Here is a 20,381-nt window from a genome sequence, read left to right on the forward strand (position 1 = left end):
GTTCAAAGTTCCGCCATGCTTGCGTGACAGCGCCGCCGTCTCTAGGTCGCGGCGAATGTTGTCCTATCAACACAGCTATCATGCCGGAAACGCCGCCGACGTGCACAAGCATGCCGCGCTCTGCGTGGCGCTTGCGTACATGACGCGGAAGGACAAGGCCCTCAGCTATCTGGAGAGCCATGCCGGTCGCGGGCTCTATGACCTCGGCAGCGCGGCGGCCGCGCGCACGGGCGAAGCGGCGCAGGGCGCCGGCCGGCTCCTGGATCGCTTCGCGCCCGATCACCCCTATCGGCGTGCGCTGGACGCGATCCGCCGCGACCACGGAGGCGCGGCCTATCCCGGATCGCCGCTCCTCGCCCAACGGATCCTGCGGCGCTTCGACCGCATCGACCTGGCCGAATTGCACCCTGCCGAACATGCCGCCCTGGTCGCGGCAATGCCCGCGTCGCCCAATACACGGATACATCATCGAGACGGCATCGAGATGGTCAAGGCGCTGACCCCGCCGGACCCGCGCCGGGGCCTGATGCTCGTCGATCCGTCCTGGGAAATCCGGTCCGACTATCAGGCGATGGCGCGGCTGTTGCCGGCGATCCACCGGAAATGGGGCGTGGGCGTGCTGATGTTGTGGTATCCGATCCTCGCCGACGATCGTCATGTCGCAATGGTCGAGACGCTTGGCAGATCCATTCCGGGGCTCTTCCGTCACGAGGTTCGGTTTCCCCCCGCGCGGGCCGGACACGGGATGCGCGGCTCCGGCCTGGTGGTGGTCAATCCGCCCTGGGATCTGGAACGCCGGGCTTCGGAGCTAAGTCATGTCTTCGAGGAGGACGAGTGATGCCCAAGGGTTACTGGATCGCCCACGGCCGGGTCGACGATCCCGAACGCTACGACCTGTACCGCGCCGCCAACGCCGCGCCGCTGGCCGAGTTCGGGGGGCGCTTTCTCGTCCGTGGCGGGGCACGCGAGGTGCGGGAGGGCGCGGCCAAGCCCCGCAGCGTGGTGATCGAGTTCCCGTCCTACGAGGCGGCGCTGGCCTGCTACGACTCCGACGGCTATCAGGCCGCCCTGGCCCTGCGGCAGGGGATCAGCGAAAGCGACTTGGTGATCGCCGAGGGTTGGGACGGATGACAACGCGCATCATGCCGTCCCGCAGCGCGGCGGCCCCTGCCACACGAAACCCGACGGAAAGGAAACCTGCCAATGTTCGCTGACCTTCTCCGGCGCTTGACGGCGGACGAGCCAGAACGCCTGCCCGAGCCGGATGCCCAGCTTGCGCTGGCCGCGCTGATGGTGCGCGTGGCGCGAAGCGACGGGGACTATGCGCCCGCCGAGGTCGACCGGATCGACCGAATCCTGATCGCGCGCCACAGTCTGACGCCCGACGCCGCCCGTGCCCTGCGCGCGCAGGCCGAGGAACTGGAGGCCGAGGCGCCCGACACCGTCCGGTTCACCCGCGCGATCAAGGATGCCGTCCCGCTGGAGGACCGGATCGCGGTGATCGAAGCGCTGTGGTCCGTCGTTCTGGCCGACGGCATCCGCGACGACGAGGAGGACGGGTTGCTGCGGCTTCTGGCCAATCTGCTTGGCGTGAACGACCGCGACAGCAACCTGGCCCGACAGCGCGCCGAAGGCCGCCGATGATCGCAAGCCTGGGTTGGTATCCGGCCACCCGTCCGGTCTGGGACAGGTTGTGGCCTGAGGTGCGCGCCCGGCTGGGGTTCGGCCCGCCGGCGCTGACCTGGCCCGAGGATTTCGGCGCGCATTGGCGACACCCGGACCTGCTGTTGGCCTTCACCTGTTCGCTGCCCCTTCGTCTCGGCCTATCCCGGCACGTCCATCTGGTGGGCACGCCGGTCTGGGACCTGCCTGGTTTGCCGGCCGGACACTATGCGTCGCATCTGGTGGCGCAAGCCAGTGACCGACGTCCGCTGGCCGTGCTGGCGGAGGCGGGGATCGCCATCAACGCGGTCGACAGCCAGTCGGGCTGGGGCGCCCTGGCCGATGCGGGATTGACCGGGCCGGCCACCGTCACCGGCAGCCACGCGGCCTCGCTGAATGCCGTCGCGTCAGGCGAATGCGCGATGGCGGCGATCGACGCGGTCACCTGGGCAATGGCGCCTCGGGATGATGTGGCGATCCGTGCGACCACGCCGCCGACCCCCGCACCGCCCTTCGTGACCGCCCGGCCGGATCTTGTGCCCACGCTCTTCGACGCTCTGGCCGGTGCGATCGCCGCCATGCCGGCCACCGACCGGCGGGCCATCCGGCTGGCGGGTCTCGTCCGCCTGGACGATGACGCGTATGCCGCGCCGCCACCGGTCCCGCCGGTGCTGTCGACGCCCCGTGCCCATTGCAATCCGCCCGGATTTGCGGCGTAAACGTGCGACGAGTCCGCAACCCGAGCCACATGTGACCGACGCACCGCCCGTCCTTGAAATCCGCAATCTTCACAAGGCCTATGGTCAGCTGGAGGTGCTGCGCGGCGTCGACCTGCATGCGCGGCAGGGTCAGGTGGTCTCGCTGATCGGGTCGTCGGGATCGGGCAAATCCACGCTGCTTCGCTGCGCCAACCTTCTGGAGGACAGCCAGCAGGGCGACATCCTGTTTTGCGAGGAGCCGGTGAAATGGCGTGGCACCGGCCACGACCGCCGGCCCGCCGACGCCGCCCAGATCACCCGCATCCGCACCAACCTGTCGATGGTGTTCCAGTCGTTCAACCTGTGGTCGCACATGACCGTCCTGCAGAACGTGATGGAGGCGCCGGTTCACGTCCTGGGCCGCGATCCCGCACAGGTGGAGGACGCGGCGCGCGGCTATCTCGACAAGGTGGGGATCGGCGACAAGGCCGATGCCTGGCCCGCGCAACTGTCCGGCGGCCAGCAGCAACGCGCGGCCATCGCGCGTGCGCTTTGCATGGAACCGAAGGCGCTTCTCTTCGACGAGCCGACCAGCGCGCTGGACCCGGAGCTGGAGCAGGAGGTCGTGCGCGTCATCAAGGCCCTGGCCGAGGAGGGGCGCACCATGGTCATCGTCACCCACGACATGAACCTGGCCCGCGACGTCAGCGACCGCGTCATCTTCCTGCACAAGGGCCTGATCGAGGAGGAGAACGCGCCCGACGCGTTGTTCGACAACCCCCGGAGCGAACGCCTGCGCGGCTTCCTGAACGCCGTCGCGGCCTGAAATCACCCGCCATCCCCGCATGAAAGAAGGGGAGGCACAACATGGAGAGACCGAAGATGAAATTGATCCTGACCGCCGCGGCCCTGGTGCTGACGACCGGCGCGGCCCTTGCCGACGCGCATGCCACGACCGTGCGCATGGGCACCGAGGGGCAGTACCCGCCCTACAACTTCCTTAACGATGCAGGCGAGGTCGACGGGTTCGAGCGCGAGGTCGGCGACGAGCTTTGCGCGCGGGCCGAGCTGACCTGCGAATGGGTCACCAATGAATGGGACTCGATCATTCCGAACCTGACGTCGGGCAACTACGACACGATCATCGCCGGCATGTCGATCACCGAAGAGCGCGAGGAGGTCATCGACTTCACCCAGAACTACTTCCCGCCCGCCGCCTCGGCCTACGTCGCGATGGATGAGGGCGCGGATCTGGAAGGCGGCGTGATCGCCGCGCAGACCGGCACGATCCAGGCCAGCCACGTCGCCGAATCCGGTGCCACCCTGCTGGAATTCGCAACCTATGACGAAACCGTCGCCGCCGTCCGCAACGGCGAGGCCGATGCGGTCTTCGCCGACAAGGACGCGCTCGCCCCCACGGTCGAGGAATCGGGCGGCGAGTTGACCTTCACGGGCGAAGACGTGCCGCTGGGCGGAGGCATCGGCCTGGGCCTGCGTGAAAGCGACGACGACCTGCGCGAGAAGTTCGATGCGGCCATCACCTCGATGAAGGAGGACGGCAGCCTGAACGAACTGATCGTGAAGTGGTTCGGCGAAGACGCCAAGACGTTCGAGTAAGACTGGGGTCGGGGGCGGTCCGATCCGCCCCCGACCGACACCATGATAAGACGCCCGCCAATGGGCGCCGCTTTGGGACATTCCGGCCATCTTCGTCTGCACCGACCCCGACACGCTGTCCGGCCTGAACTGGCTGCTGTGCTACCTGACGACGGGCAAGCACCTGTCGTTCTACGCCGCTTTCGGAACGGTCCTGCTGCTTCTGGCGATCACGGCGCCGACGGCAATGGCCTTCGGCTTCGGCGGCGCCATAGCCGCGCGCTCCTCGGTCGCGCCGCTGCGGTGGTTCGGCAAGGGCTACATCGCGATCGTGCGCGGCGTGCCCGACATCGCGTTCTTCCTGTTCTTCGTGATCGCGCTCGACCAGGGCATCGAGTATCTGCGCCACAAGGTGCTTTGCCCCGGCTGGGACCAACCGGTCCGGCAGGGCAGCGACTTCCTCGTCTGCGCCCAGGCCAAGATGCCGCTCGGCACGTCACCGCAATGGGTGCACGAGACGTATGGCTTCGCGCTCGCCGTCCTGACCTTCGCTATCGTCTTCGGCGCATTCGCCGCCAACGTTCTCTACGGCGCCATGCGCGCCGTGCCCCGCGCCCAGGTCGAAACGGCGGAGGCTTACGGCATGACTCGCCGCCAGACCTTCTGGCGCATCACCGTGCCGCAGATGTGGGTCTATGCCCTGCCCGGTCTCGGCAACCTGTGGATGGTGCTGATCAAGGCGACGCCGCTCCTGTTCCTGCTGGGGGTCGAGGACATCGTCTATTGGGCGCGCGAACTGGGCGCAGCCAAGACCGCACGGTTCTCCGACTATCCGCATCCCGACTGGCGGATGTGGTACTTCCTGGCGCTTCTCGTCTTCTACCTCTGCTTCACGCGCGTCTCCGAGGTGGTGCTTGCCCGTCTGATGCGCCACCTCAGCCACGGACAGGCCACCGCCGCGGGCGAGGCCATGCGCAGGACCGCGACATGAGCTGCGCGCAGACGATCCTGGATTACGGCCTGCGGTCGCTCGGCTACGGCGAAAGGCTGTTGCCACGCACCGACTTCACGCTCTGCCAGCAATTCACGCTGATCGGGTCGGGCATGATCTGGAACGTCTATTTCGGGATCATTGCGCTGCTGACGGGGTTCGCCTTCGCCACCCTCCTTGCCGTCGGCAAGGCATCCCCGAACCCGCTGGCACGCAAACCGGCGGAATGGTTCATCTTCGTTTTCCGCGGCTCGCCCCTCTTCATCCAGTTCTTCTTCGGCTACTTCCTGTTCCTGTCCCTGAAACAGGCCTTCCCAGTGTTCGAGCCGCTCTCCTCTGCCTGGGCGGGTGCGCTGGTCGTGCTGTTTCTGAACACCGCCGCCTATTCTGGCGAGATCTTCTTCGGCGCGCTGCAATCCGTCCCCAAGGGCGACCAGGAAGCGGCGTCGGCCTACGGCCTGACCGGCTGGCGGCGCTTTCGGCGGATCACGTGGCCCACCATGCTGCGCCTCGCCTGGCCCGCCTACACGAACGAGGCGATCTTCCTCTTCCACGCCACGACGCTCGTCTTCTTCACCGGCTTCCCCGCCCGCCAGCAGAAGGGCGACGCGCTCTATTACGCCAGCTACTTCGCCGACAAGACGTTCAACCCGTTCGTCCCCTACCCGATCCTCGCGGGCTACTTCATCCTCCTGTCGCTCTGCATCATCGGCGCGATGGGCCTGGTGAATCGGCGATTGAACCGGCATCTGCCTCAGGCGGCGGTGCGGCGGCCGGGGCTTCTGGCCCAGGTCATGCGATGACGGACGCGGCGCCCGACGGCTGGCTGCACGCGAACCCGCAGATCCATTCCGTCCGGGTCGCCGCCTGCGACCTGAATGCCCAGGCCCGCGGCAAGCGCATCCCCCGCCGCTTCGCCCACAAGCTGGAGACGGACGGCACGCGCTTTCCGTTCTCGATCATGAACCTCGACATCTGGGGCGAGGATATTGAGGACAGCCCCCTGGTCTTCGATACCGGCGATGTCGACGGCCTGCTGCGCCCCACGGAACGGGGCTTCGTGCCGATGCCCTGGCTGGAAACGCCGAGCGCGCTGCTGCCCGTGTGGATGTACCACGACGACGGCCGCCCCTTCGCGGGCGACCCGCGTCACGCGCTGGCCGCCGTGCTGGCGCGCTATGCCAAGCGGGGCCTCACGCCCGTCGTCGCGACCGAGATGGAGTTCTATTTGATCGACGACAGTGCGCGGCAGCTGCGGGTTCCGCCCTCACCGCGATCCGGCAAGCGCCGCCTCGGGGCCGAGACGCTGTCGATGCGCGCGCTCGACGCGTTCGACATCTTCTTCACCCAGCTCTACGACGCCTGCGAGGCGATGGATATTCCGGCCAATACCGCCATCTCCGAAGCCGGGATCGGCCAGTTCGAGATCGACCTGGCCCACCAGCCGGATGCGCTGAAGGCGGCAGACGATGCCTGGCTGTTCAAGCTGCTGATTCAGGGGCAGGCCCGCAAGCACGGCTTCGCCGCCAGCTTCATGGCCAAGCCCTATCCGGACTATGCCGGCAACGGGATGCATGTGCATTTCTCCGTCCTCGACGCGCGCGGGCGCAACGTCTTCGACGATGGCTCGGCCACGGGTTCGCCGGTCCTGCATCATGCGGTCGCGGGTCTGCTGGGCGCCGCGCCGGCGTCCACGCTGATTTTCGCGCCACATCAGAACAGCTATGACCGGCTGGTTCCCGGGGCCCACGCGCCCACCGGCCTGTGCTGGGCCTACGAGAACCGGACGACCGCCATCCGTATTCCGGCCTCGCCCCCCGCGGCGCGACGGATCGAACACCGGATTTCCGGCGGGGACGCGAACCCCTATCTGCTTCTGGCTTCGATCCTCGGCGCCGCGCTTTGCGGGATCGAGGATGCGGCACCGCCGCCCGACCCGATCACCGGCAATGCCTACGCGCTCGACCTGCCGCGCATTCCGACCGACTGGTCCGCGGCCATCGACCGGTTCGAAGCCGACGCCTGGACGCACCGCCTGCTGCCCCGTCCCCTGACCCGCAACATGGTCCTGACCAAGCGCCAGGAACTGCGCGACATCGAAGAGTTGAGTCCGGCGGAACGCGTCGACCTCTATCTGGATACGGTGTGAGCGCCGGCGTCCTGGCCGCGGTTCTGGGCGCCGCTTTCCTGCATGCCGGGTGGAACGCGCTGATCAAGTCGGGTGCGTCCAAGGTCGGCGGCATGGCAATCATGACGCTGGTTCAGGGCCTGCTGGGCTGCGCCATCGCGCTGGCCTATCCGCTGCCCGATGCCGCGATCTGGCCTTGGCTTCTCGCCTCCGGCGCGTTCCACGCCGGATACAAGCTCTTCCTCGCTTTCGCCTATGAACAGGGCGACCTCAGCCGGGTCTACCCGATCGCCCGCGGGGCCGCGCCGATGATCGTGCTTCTGGTCTCGCCGCTCCTGCTCGCAGATGTGCTGCGCCCGGCCGAGACGCTGGGCGTGCTGGTTCTCGGCGCCGGCATCGCGACGATGGCCGCCGGTTCGCTGCGCGCACGCGAAGCGCGGCGCCTGGTCCCCTATGCATTGGGTTCGGCGCTCATGACGGCGGGCTACACCATCGCCGACGGTTCCGGCGCGCGCCTGTCGGTCGCGGCCGCGCAATACGTGGCCTGGCTGTTCATCCTCGACGTGGTGGTCTTCGCGCCGCTGATCACCGTTCTGCGGGGCGTCGCGATCTGGCGCGCGGACCTGCGGGCATGGTCACTGGGTGCCACGGCGGCGGCGGCCAGCTATGGCGCGTACGCCATTGCCGTCTGGGCGATGACGGTGGCACCCATCGCACTGGTCGGCGCGCTGCGCGAGACGTCGATCCTATTCGCGGTGCTGATCGGCCGTATGGTTCTCGGCGAACGGCTCGACCGGTGGAAGCTGACGGCCGCGATCCTGATCGTCAGCGGCGTTGCGCTGACCCGGCTTTAGCAGTGCCGGCCGAGGACCATGGCCCACCAGACCGTGCCACGCGCGTCGCGCACGGCGGCGACGGCGCCATGCGTCACGTCGCGGTTCAGGATATTGCGGCGATGGCCCCGCGATCCCATCCAACCCACCGTCACGCGCTGCGCGGTTTGCTGCCCCATGGCCACGTTCTCGGCGCCGGCGCAGGCACGATAGCCGGTCGCCTCCAGCCGGTCCTGCAGGCGCGAGCCGCGCGGTCCCTTGTGGCCCATCTTGCCGGTCGACGCCATGTGGCGGGCCTGAACCTCGGCTGCGGCGGCCAGGCGACGGTCGTGCCGCAGACCAGGCAAGCCGTTCTGCTTTCGCGCTTCGGACGCCAAGCGCAGGGCCTCGGGCACTTCGCCCGCCGAAACGGGGGCCGCGACAAGAATTGCCAATGCGATAGCACGCAGGATCATGGGTCTCTTACCTTCTCTTCAAGCGGCGCGTCCCTCGGCGCCTGTCCCTCTTCGTTTCCGATGTGCGCCACCTTGCAGTGGTCTCTCACCCGGCCTAGCGTCGCCGCGTCGAACCCATGAACAGGCCGTCATGAAAATCGGAATTCTCCAAGCCGGGCACACCCCGGCAGAGTTGCTTTCCAGTCATGGCGACTACGATGGAATGTTCTGTCGGCTTCTCGACGGTCATGGCTTTTCTTTTGCAGCCTATGATGTCGAGAATATGGTCTTTCCGGGCTCGATCCGTGATGCCGACGGTTGGGTTGTGACGGGCTCAAAACATGGGGCGTATGAAGACCATGCCTTCATCCCCGCGCTAGAGCGTTTCATTCGCGAGGCCCATGCGGGCGACGTTCCGCTGGTCGGCGTCTGTTTTGGGCATCAGATCGCCGCTCAGGCGCTTGGTGGACGCGTGGTCAAGCATATCGGCGGATGGTCGCTCGGCCGGCAGATCTACGAAACCGCCGGCGGGGGACGGCTGGCCCTGAACGCCTGGCACCAGGATCAGGTCGTCGACCTGCCCGAGGGGGCCGTCTGCCTTGCCGGCAGCGCGTCCTGCCCGAATGCGATCCTCGCCTACGGAAACCGCGTGCTGACGGTGCAGCCGCATCCCGAATACGGCAGCGACCTGATCGCCGATTTCGTCGCCCTGCGGCAGGGCACCGGAACCTATCCCGACGACCGGATGGAGGCGGCCAAGGAAGATCGCCACAGCGCGGTCGACAATGTCCGGCTTGGCGCGGTGATCGCTCGGTTCTTCCTGACGAGGCACGCCGATGTCGACGCCTGACTGGATCGACCGCGCCCCGACCCATGCCCAAGCCTATATCGAGGGCCGCCGCCTGGACGAGGTGGAATGCATCGTCGCCGATCTGTCGGGTATCGCGCGCGGCAAGGCCATGCCAGCAGCCAAGTTCGCCAAGCAGGCGCAGTTCTACCTGCCCAACTCCATCTTCCAGCAGACGATCACGGGCGACTGGGCCGACGATGGCGACGCGGCCTTCCTTGAACCCGACATGGTGCTGACGCCCGATTTCAGCACCGCCTGCGCCGCGCCCTGGACGGCCGATTGGACGATGCAGATCATCCACCACATGCACGACCAGGCAGGCGAGCCCGTCCCGATGGCGCCGCGCAACGTGCTCAGGCGCGTGGTCGACCTCTACGAGGCGCGCGGCTGGAAACCCGTCGTGGCGCCCGAGATGGAGTTCTACCTCGTGGCCCGCAACACCGACCCTTCCAAACCGGTGGAGCCGCCGATGGGCCGGTCCGGCCGCCGCGCCGCCGCGCGTCAGGCCTATTCCATGTCCGCCGTCGACGAATACGGCCCCGTCATCGATGACATCTACGATTTCGCCGAAGCCATGGGCCTGGAGATCGACGGCATCCTGCAGGAGGGCGGCGCGGGCCAGGTCGAGATGAACCTGCGCCACGGCGACCCGGTCAAGCTCGCCGACGAGATCTTCTACTTCAAGCGCCTCATCCGCGAGGCCGCGCTCCGCCATGATTGCTACGCCACCTTCATGGCCAAGCCGATCCAGGAGGAGCCGGGCTCGGCCATGCACATCCACCATTCGGTCGTGGACATGGCCACCGGCACCAACCTCTTCGACGGCGGCGACGGGACCGAGACGCCAGAGTTCCTGCACTTCATCGGCGGGATGCAGCACCACCTGCCCTCGGTCATCGCGCTGCTGGCGCCCTACGTGAACTCGTATCGGCGCTACGTCCGCGACTTCGCGGCGCCCATCAACCTCGAATGGGGTCGCGACAATCGCACCACCGGCCTGCGCGTTCCCGTCTCCGAACCCTCGGCCAAGCGGATCGAGAACCGCATCGCCGGCATGGATTGCAATCCGTATCTCGGCCTCGCCGCGTCGCTGGCCTGCGGCTATCTCGGCCTCATCAACAGGATCGACCCCGCGCCGCAATTCACCGGCGACGCCTATGACAGCGCCGACGGCATCCCGCGCGACCTGTCCACCGCCATCGACCTGTTCGACCGCGCGACCGAAATCCACGAGGTCCTGCACCCGCATTTCGCCGCCATCTACTCCGCCGTGAAACGGCTCGAGAACGGCGCCTTCCTCCAGGTGATCTCGCCATGGGAGCGGGAACACCTCCTTCTGAATGTCTAGCTGGCTTCACGCCAATGGCGACCGCGGCACCTGGCCCGCCACCTGGTACGCCAAGGGCCTGACCCTGCCCGACCCGCACCCCCCCCTTCGGGGCCATGCCGACGCCGACCTCTGCATCGTCGGCGCCGGTCTCACCGGCCTCTCCGCCGCCATCCATGCCGCGCAGGCCGGCCTGTCGGTCACGATCCTCGAGGCACAGCGGGTCGGCTGGGGCGCGTCGGGGCGCAATGGCGGCCAGGTCGGGTCCGGTTTCAACTGGTCGCAGCGCAAGCTCGCCGCCAAGCTCGGCCCCGACAAGGCCCGCGCCCTCTGGACGCTGGCCGAGGATGCTAAGACCCTCACCCGCGACCTCGTCGCCACCCATGCGCCCGAGGCCGACTGGCGTCCCGGCATCCTGTCCGCCTGCTGCACCGAGGCCGAATTCGCCGCCGCCCGCGAGGCCGCCGCCTGGATGGCCGCCCGCCACGGCACCGCCACCGAGATCCTCGACCGCGACGACATGGAGGCCCGCATCGGCACACGCGCCTATGCCGGCGGCGTGCTCGACGCATCGGGCGGCTACATCAACCCGCTGGCCTATGCGCTCGGCCTCGCGCGTGCCTGCATCGACGCCGGCGTGACCATCCACGAAACCTCCGAGGTCCACCGCATCGCCCCGGGCCGCGTCGCGACCGCGCAGGGCACCGTCTCCGCGCGCCACATCCTGCACGCCACCAACGGCTACGCCCCGCATCTGACGGCGAAGACGGCGGCGCGCGTCCTGCCGATCAACAACTACATCGCCGTGACCGAACCGCTCGACGCGCCCCCGATGGCCAACCCCGTCGCGGTCGCCGATTCCCGCTTCGTCGTAAACTATTTCTGGCAGACGCGGGACGGACGGCTCCTCTATGGCGGGGGCGAGAGCTACGGCAAGCGCTTCCCCCGCGACATCCGTGCCCGCGTCCGTGCCAACATCGCGCGAGTCTATCCCGACCTCCGCGACGTGCCCCTGACGCATGCCTGGGGCGGCACCCTCGCCGTCACGGCCACCCGCCTGCCCTATCTCGCGGAGTTGGCGCCCGGCGTCTTTGCCACCGGGGGGTACTCGGGGCATGGACTGGCGCTGTCGGGGCTGTTCGGGAAGGTCTGCGTGGAGGCGATGCAGGGGGAGCGGGGACGGTTCGACCTGCTGGCGGGGCTGCCCGTGCCGGCCTTGCCGGGGGGACGGTGGCTCGGCGGGTGGATGGCGCAGGCGGGGATGGTTTGGGGTGGGTTGGTGGATCGCCTATAGGGTGGGTAAAATCCACCAATGTTGCAACGCCGACCCGATCGACCAATGGTAGCTTTCACCCACCCCATGTTCGCTCTAATCGTATTTTCGCGCTGTAGCTGTGATCCGCTCACTCAAATGGTAAATATCATCCAATTGCTCAATTGGAACCCGATCTTCCTTATCCCCATCGAATAGGCCGACTAGCTTCTTCTTTCCGTTGAAGTGGAGCCGAGCCAACGGACGACGATTGTTGTCGTCCAGCAATATCGCACAGTAAGATTTCGCGTCCCGAATGTGTACCCGCTTGCTATCGACAACAGATCGAACAATCGCCTTGACCGTCAGGAAACCCTCGACCTCCTCCTGCGTCGTTTCGATCCCGTCACCATCTTCTTCGATATCTTCCTCAACATGTTCGCTATCTAAGGCGTTCGAGAGGCGAGAACGAACGCGCTCGCGAACAATTTCGCGAAAGGAAGTCTTGATTGCCTTCCCCATCTCTTCGCGAACGGCAGCCGTCGCCGAACCCTCATAGACGGCTCTTGCGGCCATTCTGCACAGTTGGGAATGTCAGCATATCGTGTTGGCAGAGACCTGATCAGGTGATGACCGCTCGAAACAAGGACACCGGGTCGGCCCATCTGCGCGCCACGAGCCAGCGAGCGTAGCCATCGAGATACTTGGTCGCTGGACCACGCCATTGCGGGATGAACTCCTCCCATTGGGCGTGGAGGGAGTTCACGGTGTTGAGGTGATATGCCCTTGGCGTGCGGCGACCCCGTTTGCCTCCGTAGAGGATGTGGTAGGAGATGCCGCGGCTTTTCGCGATGGCTTCATACTGCGGCGCGCCGTCGAACAGCACCATCGCGTCCGGAGCCACCTGCGGCACGAGCGCGGCATCTATCGCCGGCTGACGCTTGTCGAAGAGGTGCTGGAAGCTGGCGCGGCCGGCGCGATCGACTACGCCCAGTATAGGCTCCTCGAACGCCTTGGCGATGGCCTTCGGTGGCCTGCGGTTCGGGTATTCATACCAGCGTCGGCGAGGTGGCATTGGCTGCGAGGGGTCGCGCTGGTGGCGCACCCACTCCCGCGAGCCCTTGCGGCTCTCACGCTGCGCCGTATCGTCGGTCTCGATGATGCCGGAAAGCACATCAGGCGCAACGGTCTTGAGTTGGTCCAGGACCACCATCCGCCAACGCCAAACGGTATCCCGGGAAATACCGAGACGGCTGCCGAGCTTTCGGCACGACAGTGGCGCATCGTCGGGATCGAGCATGTTGCGTGCCACCTCGATGAAAAGGCCGGGGCGGTGGACGCGGGCAATCGGTGTGCCCGACCGGCCTGTCCAGGTGCGATCGCAATCCCCACACCGCCAGCGCTGCGCACCGGTTCGGGTCTTACCCCAGCGGGAGCGATGCTGACCGCCGCAATCCGGGCAAGCCCGTTCTTCTCCGACGGCGTCGATCTCGACCACGGCCTCGGCGCGTCGGCGAGCAGTGGCGAGCGCGGCCTCTGCCCTGGCGATTTGCGCAGGAGGCAGATTTGAAATAGATCTTAGCAGACGGTCGAGCAGGCGCGCAGATGTATCGGTGCCGGGCATCGGCTTCTCCAGCGGGTTCGGGGCCAAGCAACATTGGCCCGATCACCCACTAACGAAGCCCTACCAACACGATCTGCTGACATTCCCGCACAGTTCGTCCGAAGGGGATTCCATCTCTCCCGCTATCCACCCCTTTACGAGGTTGACATACTTAAGTCTTTCGGCTTGCTCCAATATCACATCAACATTGAAAGACGATTTGCTGAAACTCGCGAGCTCTGCCAGTGAATAACCCGAATGATCGCATACGTCGAAGGTGAAGAATGGCTTCTTGTCCATCCTGTTCGCCGCTTCGAGGTCGCTGTAGAAACGATACTCCCGCCCATTCGTGAGTATGGCAAACCGAGCCTCAGTCACAGAGAAGTAGCGAAACAATTGCGAAAGGTGCTTATCGTTAAGCGGAGTTGATAATCCCTTGCACTCAATGAGGATCGCGACCTTCTTGTCTCTTACGATGGCGTAATCAACCTTTTCACCCCGCTTCCCCGGAGTATCGGCTGTATACTCGGGCACCACTTCGGAAGGGTCAAAAACATCGTATCCAAGCGCCTGCAGAAACGGCAGAACGAACGAGGTCTTTACGGCCTCTTCGGTCTGCATGTTGGCGCTATGCTGAACAATCCGATCGGCCAAGGCTGCAATCGTCGTCTCTATCGAACTCATCGTCACTCCTCGCTTCGCACTTCGACAATAGCGAGAGCAGACCAAAATGCTATCGTAACTTGTAGAACGAGGATCGGTAACCAACGCACGGCGCTCAGAGCTAGGAAGTCACCCCACCACCCCCATAAACTCCCGCCATTCCCCCTTCGACATCCCGCTCGTTTCCTGCGTCACATCTTCCCCCGCCAGCATCCGCCGCACGCACTCAACCCCCGTCGCCGACAACGACGCCCCGCCCAAGCGGTAATCCTCGAACGCGCCGTAGGCGAGCGGGACCCAGTCGCGGACGATCTCGCACATCGCTTCGGCATAGACGCGGATCTCCATCTGGGCGTGGGGGTCGGCGCGGAGGCGGAGGAAGTGGAACAGGTTGTGCAGGTCCACCTTCCAGTACCATTGCGTGTAGATGTTCGCCGGCAGGTTCATGCGGGCCAGTTCGCGGGCCAGGCCCTGCTGGCCGTCCTGCGAAATCATCGCCTCGTAGTGGTCGTAGGCGCGGTCGCTGTCCTCGCGCAGCCAGTCGAGGACGCGCTGCGCCTCCTCACCCGCGAGCGCCTCGCCCCGGCCCTGGTTGTTGACCACGGACTGGGCCGCCAGGTCGTCGGGCGCGGGGATGTAGAACTCCCGGTCCAGGATCGAGTAGCGCGCCGAATATTCGTTCACGTTCGCCGTGCGGTGCCGGATCCATTGGCGGGCGACGAAGACAGGCAGTTTGACGTGCAGCTTGACCTCGCACATCTCGAACGGGGTCGAGTGCCAGTGCCGCATCAGGTAGCGGATCAGCCCCTCGTCGTTCGACACCGCCTTGGTGCCCCGCCCGTAGGAGACGCGCGCCGCCTGGCAGATCGCCGCGTCGTCGCCCATATAGTCGATCACCCGGACGAAGCCGTGGTCGAGCACCTTGTGCGGGGTGTAGAGCCGCGCCTCCATCCCCGGCGCGACGGCGCGCAGCGTGGGCTGCGGATTGGCGCGAAGCTCGTCGATTTCGGCCTGCTGTTCCGGTGTCATGCCCGTCCCCCTCGCGGCTGTTTCCGGCATGCTAGCGGGCGGTGTGGCGGGCGCAACCGGATGTGCTAGGTCGGAGATATGTCCGACGCGGATCCCCCGTCGGGCCGACATGGATCTCCAGGGAGTTGGAACCGTATGGGACTCGAATATCTGCACACGATGGTCCGCGTGAAGGACCTCGACGAGAGCATCGCATTCTACAAGATGCTGGGCCTGGAGGAGCGCCGCCGCAGCGAGAACGAAAAGGGCCGCTTCACCCTCGTCTTCCTATGCCCGCCCGGCCAGGACGACGGTCGCGCCGATATCGAGCTGACCTACAACTGGGACGGCGACGATGGCTTGCCCAGCGATTCCCGCCATTTCGGGCACCTCGCCTATCGCGTCGACGATATCTACGCGACCTGCCAGGCACTGATGGACAACGGCGTCACCATCAACCGTCCGCCCCGGGACGGGCACATGGCCTTCGTGCGGTCGCCCGACAACATTTCGATCGAACTGCTTCAGGCCGGCGACGCGAAGCCCGCGCAGGAACCCTGGGCCAGCATGGAGAACACCGGTCACTGGTAAAGCCCACGTTCGCGCGATCATCATTTTGCCCGAATCCCGCGCCATAAGATCCGCGAAGATCGGGTCGAAGGGCCCGTCGCGACGAAGACGGAGACCGGCCAAATGGCAAAGAGACATCCCTTCCTGCAGGACGAATCCGGGCAGGTATCGGTCAATTTCGCGGTTCTTGCGGCCGGGCTCGCGGGGCTCGCTGCATCATTGGCCTGGCTCTATGCCGACCGGATCGGGCAGTTGAACTTCAACATCGGCGCCCGCGTCCAGGAACGGGAAACGCGGCCGTCCTACGCCTATGTTCCCTACGACATCCTGCTGCACGACCATTTCAAGTCGCAACTCAGCACCCTGAACGACGAGGATCTGGAGCAACTGTCATCCTGGGGCAACGCCACCCGCGAAGAACGCGCCGCCCTCCCGGAGGAGCAGGCCGGGGTGTTGGATGATTTCGACAACGCGATCACGATTGCGCATGGCGAACGCTACAAGTCCCGCGGCGCGGACGACAGCTACAACGAGGCGGAAGTGGGCCGCATCTTCGAGGATCTGGGATACGGCAGCCCCGGCGCCGTGGCCACGGCCGGCTGACGCGACCGCTCAGCCGACGGGCAGAACGGCGGCCGCGACGCGACGCCCTTCGCTGACGAGGACGTTGTAGGTCCGGCAGGCGGCGGGACTGTTCATCGCCTCCAGCCCCAACCCGACCTCGTCGGCCGCGGCGCGCAGGTCGGGCGGCAGGTGGGCGATTTCCGCCCCCGTGCCGACGCAGATCACATCGACTTTCCCGGCCAGTTCCATCGGGGTTGCGACATCCGCCAGACCGCCCCAGGGCAGGATGCCGCCCGGGTGCAATACCAGCGCGCCCTCGATCACCCGACCGCCGATGCGGAAGAAGCCCGGCCCATAGCCGTCGAACGGGCGGGCATTGTCGAATTCCATCTCGCTCAGATCCATGTGGCGGGACTTAGTCTGCCACCCTCAGTCGAACAAGGGCAGGCCCAGAAGGACGGCCCCGACCACGACCAGATAGGCGACCCGACGATACAGGCGCTCGGCCCCGGGCCGGAACAGCGCGGCCCCGATCAGCGTGCCACCCATATAGACCGGAAGCAGCACCGCGCCCATCCAGAGTACCGGTCCGGTCAAGGCGCCCCCGACCCAGAGCATCGGCAGGAGGGCGACGTTCACGATGGTCAGGAAGCTCGAGAGGTTCGCCCGCATGCGGTCGGCCGCGTCCCCCGACGCCAGGGTGGTCAGGATCACGACCGGCCCGAGTAGTCCGGTCGTCCCGCCCACGAACCCGGCCGCGGAACCGAGTGTGAGGCGCGGAACCGGTCCCGATCCCAGGCGCAGCTTCCACCCCGATACGACCGCCACGAGCGTCAACGCGACAAGCCCGCAGATTGCCCATCGCAGTGGAACCGGATCCGTCCGGATCAGCAGCACGATACCGATCGGCATGGATGCGAGCGCGGCCAGTATCATCCAGACGGTCGCGGGGCGGTCGGCGCGCGGCCATGTGCGCGGCAGCATCGTGAAGACGGACCCGATCCCGGTAATGGCGAAAACCGCGACGGCCAGTTCAGGCGGAAGGATACGGGCACCGACCGGCATGAAGACCAGTGCCGATCCAAAGCCCGCGAAGCCGTAGATCAGACCTGCAAGGAATACGGCTGCCGCAAGCCAGATCAGCCCCGGCTCCGCCAGGACCGATCCCAATGCGTCAGGCATCGACTTCGGAAAATTGCGTCCCCGCGTCGGAAGGTTTCTTCGGGTCGCGATCGACGCCCAGCCAAAGCACAATGTTCTTGGCTACGTAGACCGAGGAATAGGTGCCGACGATGACGCCCCAGAAAATCGCGAAAACGAACCCGCGGATCACGTCGCCGCCCAGGATCAGCAGCGCGAGGAGCGCGATCAGCGTCGTCCCCGAGGTCATCAGCGTCCGGCTGAGCGTTTCGTTGACGGAGCGGTTCATCACCTCGATCAGTGGCGTCTTCTTGTACTTGATCAGGTTTTCCCGCAGCCGGTCGAAAATGACGACAGTGTCGTTGATCGAATAACCGATGATGGTCAGCAGCGCCGCGATCGTGGCCAGATCGAACCGGATCTGCAGCAGGCTGAAGACGCCGATGGTCAGGATGACGTCGTGGAACAGGGCCCCCACCGCCCCGACCGAGAACTGCCATTCGAAGCGGAGCCAGATATAGAACAGGATCGCGACGAGCGAGGCCCCGACGGCGAGAAGGGCCGTGATAATCAACTCGCCGGACACCTTTGGACCGACCGACTCGACCGACGGGAAGGTCAGCGACGGATCGACCTCCTGAAGCGCCGCCTCGACGGCGGCGATGGTCTCGGGCGTGACCGCCTCGGCGCCGTCCTGCGCCTGGATGCGAATCTGCGCGACGTTTCGGTCGGGGCCGAAGGTAGGGTCGAACACTTCGGTGATGGTAATGTCGCCCAGGTCCAGCGTCTGCAGCGCATCGCGATAATCGCCGACGTCGACGGCCTGCGTGCTCTCGGTGCGGATGGTCGTGCCGCCCAGAAAATCGATTCCGAAGTTCAGCCCGACCGTCAGCCAGATCAGGACGCTGGCGATCATCGCGACCACGGACGCCCCGAAGGTGACCTTGCGATACCGGAAGAAATCCCAGTTCGTTTCCTGCGGAACGAGTTTCAGGCGCATGTCAGACCTCGATCTGCTTGGGGCGACGGCGTTCGAACCAGATCACGATCAGCAGGCGCGTGACGAAGATCGCCGTGAACACGCTGGTCAGGATCCCGATGCCCAAGGTCACCGCGAAACCGCGCACCGGGCCGGAGCCGAGGGTGAACAGGATCACCGCGATAATGAACGTCGTGATGTTGGCGTCGATGATCGCCGACAATGCGCGTTCATAGCCCAGCTCGATAGCCCGGGCGGGGCCGCGCGCGGATTTCAGCTCTTCGCGGATCCGCTCGAAGACGAGGACGTTGGCATCCACCGCCATGCCGATGGTCAGCACGATGCCGGCGATGCCGGGCAGCGTCAGCGTGCCGCCGATCAGCGAAAGCACCCCGAAGATCAACGCGACGTTGACACCCAGCGCCACGGTCGCGAACGCACCGAACAGCCCGTAGCTCAGGATCATGAAGACCACCACGGCGGCCATCGCGACGAGGGCGGCGATCTGGCCCGCATCTATGCTGTCCTGTCCCAGTTCGGGGCCGACGGTGCGCTCCTCCAGAAAGGTCATCTCGGCCGGAAGCGCGCCGGCGCGCAGCAGGATCGAAAGCTGGTTCGCCTCGGGAACGGTGAAGTTGCCGGTGATCTGCCCCGACCCGCCGGTGATCGGCTGACGGATGACGGGCGCGGTCACAACCTCCTCGTCGAGCACAATCGCGAAAGGGGCGCCGACATTGTCGGCGGTATAGTTGCCGAAGGCGCGCGCGCCCGCGGGGTTGAACCGAAACGTGACCGCAGGCTGGCCGTTCTGGTCGAAGCCGGGCTGGCTGTCGACCAGGTCGTCGCCCGTGACGACGGGGATGCGTTCCAGCAGGTAGAACGTGTCCGGCTCGTCCAGCGAGGGGAACATGAGCTGATCGGGGCTTACACGCTCCTGCGGGTCGGATGTCCGCCCGCTGACATGGTGGAACGTCAGGCGCGCGGTGGTGCCGATCAACTCCTTGAGTTCCTGCGCAGACCCGATGCCGGGCACCTGGATCAGGATACGGTCGGAACCCTGCCGCTGGATGGTGGGCTCCCGTGTTCCGGCCTCGTCCACGCGGCGGCGGATGATCTCCAGCGATTGCTCCATCGTGCGGTCGTCGGTCGCGGAACGCTCGGCCTCCGACAGGCGCAGGGTCAGGGTGTCGCCGCTTCCTGTGACCTCGATATCGGACTGGCCGACGCCGGTCAGGCTGACGATGGGCTGGGCCAGGCCGCGCACGGCGTCGACGGCAGCCTGCAAACCTTCGGGGCGGCTTATGCGGACCCGCAACTCGCCCGCCGGGGCCTCCTGCCGGCGGATCGTGCCCACCGCGTCGCGCAGATCCCGCAGGACGTCGCGCACCTCGGGCCAATAGCCGTCGACGCGACCCTCGTAGACGTCCGCGAGCTGGACCTCGGCCAGCAGATGCGCACCACCGCGCAGGTCCAGCCCTAGGTTTACCAGGCTTGACGGCAGAATTTCCGGCCACTGCGCCAGATCGGCCTCGATTTCGGGCGTCGTGACGGCGCCGCGTTCGATGGCCTGGACGGCGTCGTTGTGACGTTCGGCGCGGGTGTAGAACACGTTGGGCAGCGCGAGCGACAGCCCGACCAGGCAGACGAGCAGGATCGTGAGGCGCTTCCACAGCGCGATCTGCAACATGTCAGGTGGCCGGGTCTGTCTTGGACAGGACCTGCGTGATCGTCGCGCGCACAACCCGGATCTTCACGCCATCCGCGATCTCGACCTCGACCTCGCCATCGTCCTTGACCTTCGAGACCTTGCCGATGACGCCGCCCCCGGTGATGACCTGGTCACCGCGGCGCAGGGCCTCGATCATCGCCTTGTGCTCCTTCATCTTCTTCTGCTGCGGACGGATCAGCAGGAAATACATGATGGCGAAGATCAGCAGCAGGGGAACGAAGCTGCCGAAGCCGGCGGCCGCGCCGCCGAGGTCCTGGGCGTAGGCGGGGGTAGCGAACATGTCTGGTCCCTTGATCGATGGGGCGTCGTCGCGCACCCCCTGTCAGAAGTGGCGGCAACCTATAAGCGGCATCT

General features: G+C 66.2%; 25 protein-coding genes. 15 read left to right on the forward strand and 10 right to left on the reverse strand.

The window, feature by feature from the left end; translation table 11 throughout:
* Positions 1–55 precede the first annotated feature (55 nt).
* From rlmJ to MWU52_RS09580, 10 genes are all read left to right on the forward strand, one after another.
* Positions 56–838 (forward strand): 23S rRNA (adenine(2030)-N(6))-methyltransferase RlmJ, encoded by a 783-nt coding sequence (gene rlmJ / locus MWU52_RS09535; RefSeq protein ID WP_246951424.1) that lies wholly within the window; start codon positions 56–58, stop codon positions 836–838.
* Positions 838–1,131: a DUF1330 domain-containing protein gene (locus tag MWU52_RS09540; RefSeq protein WP_246951426.1), complete on the forward strand. Its 294-nt coding sequence runs from the start codon at positions 838–840 to the stop codon at positions 1,129–1,131. The genes rlmJ and MWU52_RS09540 overlap by 1 nt, the downstream gene beginning before the upstream one ends.
* Positions 1,132–1,203: 72 nt before the next feature.
* Complete coding sequence (locus MWU52_RS09545; protein WP_246951428.1) at positions 1,204–1,644, forward strand: TerB family tellurite resistance protein; 441 nt, start codon at positions 1,204–1,206, stop codon at positions 1,642–1,644.
* The gene (locus MWU52_RS09550; protein ID WP_246951429.1) at positions 1,641–2,381 is read left to right on the forward strand and encodes a PhnD/SsuA/transferrin family substrate-binding protein; all 741 of its coding nucleotides are present in this window, start codon (positions 1,641–1,643) and stop codon (positions 2,379–2,381) included. The genes MWU52_RS09545 and MWU52_RS09550 overlap by 4 nt, the downstream gene beginning before the upstream one ends.
* A gap of 31 nt (positions 2,382–2,412) precedes the next feature.
* Entirely contained in the window at positions 2,413–3,186 is a 774-nt protein-coding gene (locus MWU52_RS09555) for an amino acid ABC transporter ATP-binding protein (protein WP_246951432.1), read from the forward strand.
* Between the two features lie 56 nt (positions 3,187–3,242).
* The gene (locus MWU52_RS09560; protein WP_246951434.1) at positions 3,243–3,977 is read left to right on the forward strand and encodes a transporter substrate-binding domain-containing protein; all 735 of its coding nucleotides are present in this window, start codon (positions 3,243–3,245) and stop codon (positions 3,975–3,977) included.
* A gap of 226 nt (positions 3,978–4,203) precedes the next feature.
* Complete coding sequence (locus MWU52_RS09565; RefSeq protein ID WP_246951435.1) at positions 4,204–4,947, forward strand: ABC transporter permease subunit; 744 nt, start codon at positions 4,204–4,206, stop codon at positions 4,945–4,947.
* A complete protein-coding gene (locus MWU52_RS09570; RefSeq protein ID WP_246951437.1) occupies positions 4,944–5,750 on the forward strand; it encodes an ABC transporter permease subunit in 807 nt (268 codons plus the stop codon). Before MWU52_RS09565 ends, MWU52_RS09570 begins: the two co-directional genes overlap by 4 nt.
* Entirely contained in the window at positions 5,747–7,096 is a 1,350-nt protein-coding gene (locus MWU52_RS09575) for a glutamine synthetase family protein (protein WP_246951439.1), read from the forward strand. The genes MWU52_RS09570 and MWU52_RS09575 overlap by 4 nt, the downstream gene beginning before the upstream one ends.
* Positions 7,093–7,929 carry an EamA family transporter gene (locus MWU52_RS09580; RefSeq protein WP_246951441.1) on the forward strand — a complete coding sequence of 279 codons (837 nt, stop codon included), beginning with the start codon at positions 7,093–7,095 and terminating at the stop codon, positions 7,927–7,929. Before MWU52_RS09575 ends, MWU52_RS09580 begins: the two co-directional genes overlap by 4 nt.
* Here MWU52_RS09580 and MWU52_RS09585 read toward each other — a convergent pair.
* The gene (locus MWU52_RS09585; protein WP_246951443.1) at positions 7,926–8,363 is read right to left on the reverse strand and encodes a CAP domain-containing protein; all 438 of its coding nucleotides are present in this window, start codon (positions 8,361–8,363) and stop codon (positions 7,926–7,928) included. The two genes, MWU52_RS09580 and MWU52_RS09585, sit on opposite strands and share 4 nt — an antisense overlap.
* Positions 8,364–8,667: 304 nt before the next feature.
* Here MWU52_RS09585 and MWU52_RS09590 point away from each other — a divergent pair, with 304 nt between their 5' ends.
* Genes MWU52_RS09590 through MWU52_RS09600 form a run of 3 tightly spaced genes read left to right on the forward strand, consistent with a single transcriptional unit; the run spans position 8,668 to position 11,813 of the window.
* Positions 8,668–9,192 carry a type 1 glutamine amidotransferase gene (locus tag MWU52_RS09590; RefSeq protein ID WP_246951445.1) on the forward strand — a complete coding sequence of 175 codons (525 nt, stop codon included), beginning with the start codon at positions 8,668–8,670 and terminating at the stop codon, positions 9,190–9,192.
* Positions 9,179–10,540: a glutamine synthetase family protein gene (locus tag MWU52_RS09595; RefSeq protein WP_246951447.1), complete on the forward strand. Its 1,362-nt coding sequence runs from the start codon at positions 9,179–9,181 to the stop codon at positions 10,538–10,540. The genes MWU52_RS09590 and MWU52_RS09595 overlap by 14 nt, the downstream gene beginning before the upstream one ends.
* Entirely contained in the window at positions 10,533–11,813 is a 1,281-nt protein-coding gene (locus tag MWU52_RS09600; RefSeq protein ID WP_246951449.1) for an FAD-binding oxidoreductase, read from the forward strand. Before MWU52_RS09595 ends, MWU52_RS09600 begins: the two co-directional genes overlap by 8 nt.
* A gap of 75 nt (positions 11,814–11,888) precedes the next feature.
* Here the strand turns inward: MWU52_RS09600 and MWU52_RS09605 are convergent, their stop codons facing one another.
* The 4 genes from MWU52_RS09605 to thyX all read right to left on the reverse strand — a co-directional run bounded on the left by MWU52_RS09605 (position 11,889) and on the right by thyX (position 15,066).
* The gene (locus MWU52_RS09605) at positions 11,889–12,347 is read right to left on the reverse strand and encodes a hypothetical protein (protein WP_246951450.1); all 459 of its coding nucleotides are present in this window, start codon (positions 12,345–12,347) and stop codon (positions 11,889–11,891) included.
* Positions 12,348–12,393: 46 nt separating this feature from the next.
* Positions 12,394–13,395, reverse strand: coding sequence for an IS1595 family transposase (locus MWU52_RS09610; RefSeq protein WP_246951452.1), 1,002 nt, complete (start codon positions 13,393–13,395; stop codon positions 12,394–12,396).
* 60 nt (positions 13,396–13,455) lie between these two features.
* A complete protein-coding gene (locus MWU52_RS09615) occupies positions 13,456–14,058 on the reverse strand; it encodes a type I restriction endonuclease (protein WP_246951454.1) in 603 nt (200 codons plus the stop codon).
* Between the two features lie 108 nt (positions 14,059–14,166).
* On the reverse strand, positions 14,167–15,066 hold the full coding sequence (gene thyX / locus MWU52_RS09620) for an FAD-dependent thymidylate synthase (protein ID WP_246951457.1): 900 nt from the start codon (positions 15,064–15,066) through the stop codon (positions 14,167–14,169).
* A 135-nt stretch (positions 15,067–15,201) separates the two neighbouring features.
* On the opposite strand from thyX, the gene MWU52_RS09625 reads away from it, so the two are divergent.
* Together MWU52_RS09625 and MWU52_RS09630 are read left to right on the forward strand one after the other, a co-directional pair.
* Positions 15,202–15,636: a VOC family protein gene (locus MWU52_RS09625; protein WP_246951459.1), complete on the forward strand. Its 435-nt coding sequence runs from the start codon at positions 15,202–15,204 to the stop codon at positions 15,634–15,636.
* Between the two features lie 102 nt (positions 15,637–15,738).
* Positions 15,739–16,218 (forward strand): hypothetical protein, encoded by a 480-nt coding sequence (locus MWU52_RS09630; RefSeq protein ID WP_246951460.1) that lies wholly within the window; start codon positions 15,739–15,741, stop codon positions 16,216–16,218.
* 9 nt (positions 16,219–16,227) lie between these two features.
* On the opposite strand, the gene MWU52_RS09635 is transcribed toward MWU52_RS09630, so the two are convergent.
* Genes MWU52_RS09635 through yajC form a run of 5 tightly spaced genes read right to left on the reverse strand, consistent with a single transcriptional unit; the run spans position 16,228 to position 20,307 of the window.
* Positions 16,228–16,584, reverse strand: a complete 357-nt coding sequence (locus MWU52_RS09635) for an Mth938-like domain-containing protein (protein WP_246951462.1) — start codon at positions 16,582–16,584, stop codon at positions 16,228–16,230.
* A 24-nt stretch (positions 16,585–16,608) separates the two neighbouring features.
* Positions 16,609–17,361, reverse strand: a complete 753-nt coding sequence (locus tag MWU52_RS09640) for a sulfite exporter TauE/SafE family protein (RefSeq protein WP_246951464.1) — start codon at positions 17,359–17,361, stop codon at positions 16,609–16,611.
* Positions 17,354–18,319, reverse strand: coding sequence for a protein translocase subunit SecF (gene secF, locus MWU52_RS09645; protein ID WP_246951466.1), 966 nt, complete (start codon positions 18,317–18,319; stop codon positions 17,354–17,356). The genes MWU52_RS09640 and secF overlap by 8 nt, the downstream gene beginning before the upstream one ends.
* Position 18,320: 1 nt before the next feature.
* A complete protein-coding gene (gene secD / locus MWU52_RS09650) occupies positions 18,321–19,985 on the reverse strand; it encodes a protein translocase subunit SecD (RefSeq protein ID WP_246951468.1) in 1,665 nt (554 codons plus the stop codon).
* Position 19,986: 1 nt separating this feature from the next.
* Positions 19,987–20,307 (reverse strand): preprotein translocase subunit YajC, encoded by a 321-nt coding sequence (gene yajC / locus MWU52_RS09655; protein ID WP_246951470.1) that lies wholly within the window; start codon positions 20,305–20,307, stop codon positions 19,987–19,989.
* Positions 20,308–20,381: the final 74 nt, after the last annotated feature.

The sequence above is a fragment of the Jannaschia sp. S6380 genome (assembly GCF_023015695.1).
In the GTDB taxonomy this organism is placed as follows: Bacteria; Pseudomonadota; Alphaproteobacteria; order Rhodobacterales; family Rhodobacteraceae; genus Jannaschia.

Bases quoted from the DNA above. Each gene is read 5' to 3' on its own strand.
- rlmJ (WP_246951424.1), top strand. From the start codon at position 56: ATGTTGTCCTATCAACACAGCTATCATGCCGGAAACGCCGCCGACGTG.
- MWU52_RS09540 (WP_246951426.1), top strand. From the start codon at position 838: ATGCCCAAGGGTTACTGGATCGCCCACGGCCGGGTCGACGATCCCGAA.
- MWU52_RS09545 (WP_246951428.1), top strand. From the start codon at position 1,204: ATGTTCGCTGACCTTCTCCGGCGCTTGACGGCGGACGAGCCAGAACGC.
- MWU52_RS09550 (WP_246951429.1), top strand. From the start codon at position 1,641: ATGATCGCAAGCCTGGGTTGGTATCCGGCCACCCGTCCGGTCTGGGAC.
- MWU52_RS09560 (WP_246951434.1), top strand. From the start codon at position 3,243: ATGAAATTGATCCTGACCGCCGCGGCCCTGGTGCTGACGACCGGCGCG.
- MWU52_RS09565 (WP_246951435.1), top strand. From the start codon at position 4,204: ATGGCCTTCGGCTTCGGCGGCGCCATAGCCGCGCGCTCCTCGGTCGCG.
- MWU52_RS09570 (WP_246951437.1), top strand. From the start codon at position 4,944: ATGAGCTGCGCGCAGACGATCCTGGATTACGGCCTGCGGTCGCTCGGC.
- MWU52_RS09575 (WP_246951439.1), top strand. From the start codon at position 5,747: ATGACGGACGCGGCGCCCGACGGCTGGCTGCACGCGAACCCGCAGATC.
- MWU52_RS09585 (WP_246951443.1), bottom strand. From the start codon at position 8,363: ATGATCCTGCGTGCTATCGCATTGGCAATTCTTGTCGCGGCCCCCGTT.
- MWU52_RS09595 (WP_246951447.1), top strand. From the start codon at position 9,179: ATGTCGACGCCTGACTGGATCGACCGCGCCCCGACCCATGCCCAAGCC.
- MWU52_RS09600 (WP_246951449.1), top strand. From the start codon at position 10,533: ATGTCTAGCTGGCTTCACGCCAATGGCGACCGCGGCACCTGGCCCGCC.
- MWU52_RS09605 (WP_246951450.1), bottom strand. From the start codon at position 12,347: ATGGCCGCAAGAGCCGTCTATGAGGGTTCGGCGACGGCTGCCGTTCGC.
- MWU52_RS09610 (WP_246951452.1), bottom strand. From the start codon at position 13,395: ATGCCCGGCACCGATACATCTGCGCGCCTGCTCGACCGTCTGCTAAGA.
- MWU52_RS09615 (WP_246951454.1), bottom strand. From the start codon at position 14,058: ATGAGTTCGATAGAGACGACGATTGCAGCCTTGGCCGATCGGATTGTT.
- thyX (WP_246951457.1), bottom strand. From the start codon at position 15,066: ATGACACCGGAACAGCAGGCCGAAATCGACGAGCTTCGCGCCAATCCG.
- MWU52_RS09625 (WP_246951459.1), top strand. From the start codon at position 15,202: ATGGGACTCGAATATCTGCACACGATGGTCCGCGTGAAGGACCTCGAC.
- MWU52_RS09630 (WP_246951460.1), top strand. From the start codon at position 15,739: ATGGCAAAGAGACATCCCTTCCTGCAGGACGAATCCGGGCAGGTATCG.
- MWU52_RS09635 (WP_246951462.1), bottom strand. From the start codon at position 16,584: ATGGATCTGAGCGAGATGGAATTCGACAATGCCCGCCCGTTCGACGGC.
- MWU52_RS09640 (WP_246951464.1), bottom strand. From the start codon at position 17,361: ATGCCTGACGCATTGGGATCGGTCCTGGCGGAGCCGGGGCTGATCTGG.
- secF (WP_246951466.1), bottom strand. From the start codon at position 18,319: ATGCGCCTGAAACTCGTTCCGCAGGAAACGAACTGGGATTTCTTCCGG.
- secD (WP_246951468.1), bottom strand. From the start codon at position 19,985: ATGTTGCAGATCGCGCTGTGGAAGCGCCTCACGATCCTGCTCGTCTGC.
- yajC (WP_246951470.1), bottom strand. From the start codon at position 20,307: ATGTTCGCTACCCCCGCCTACGCCCAGGACCTCGGCGGCGCGGCCGCC.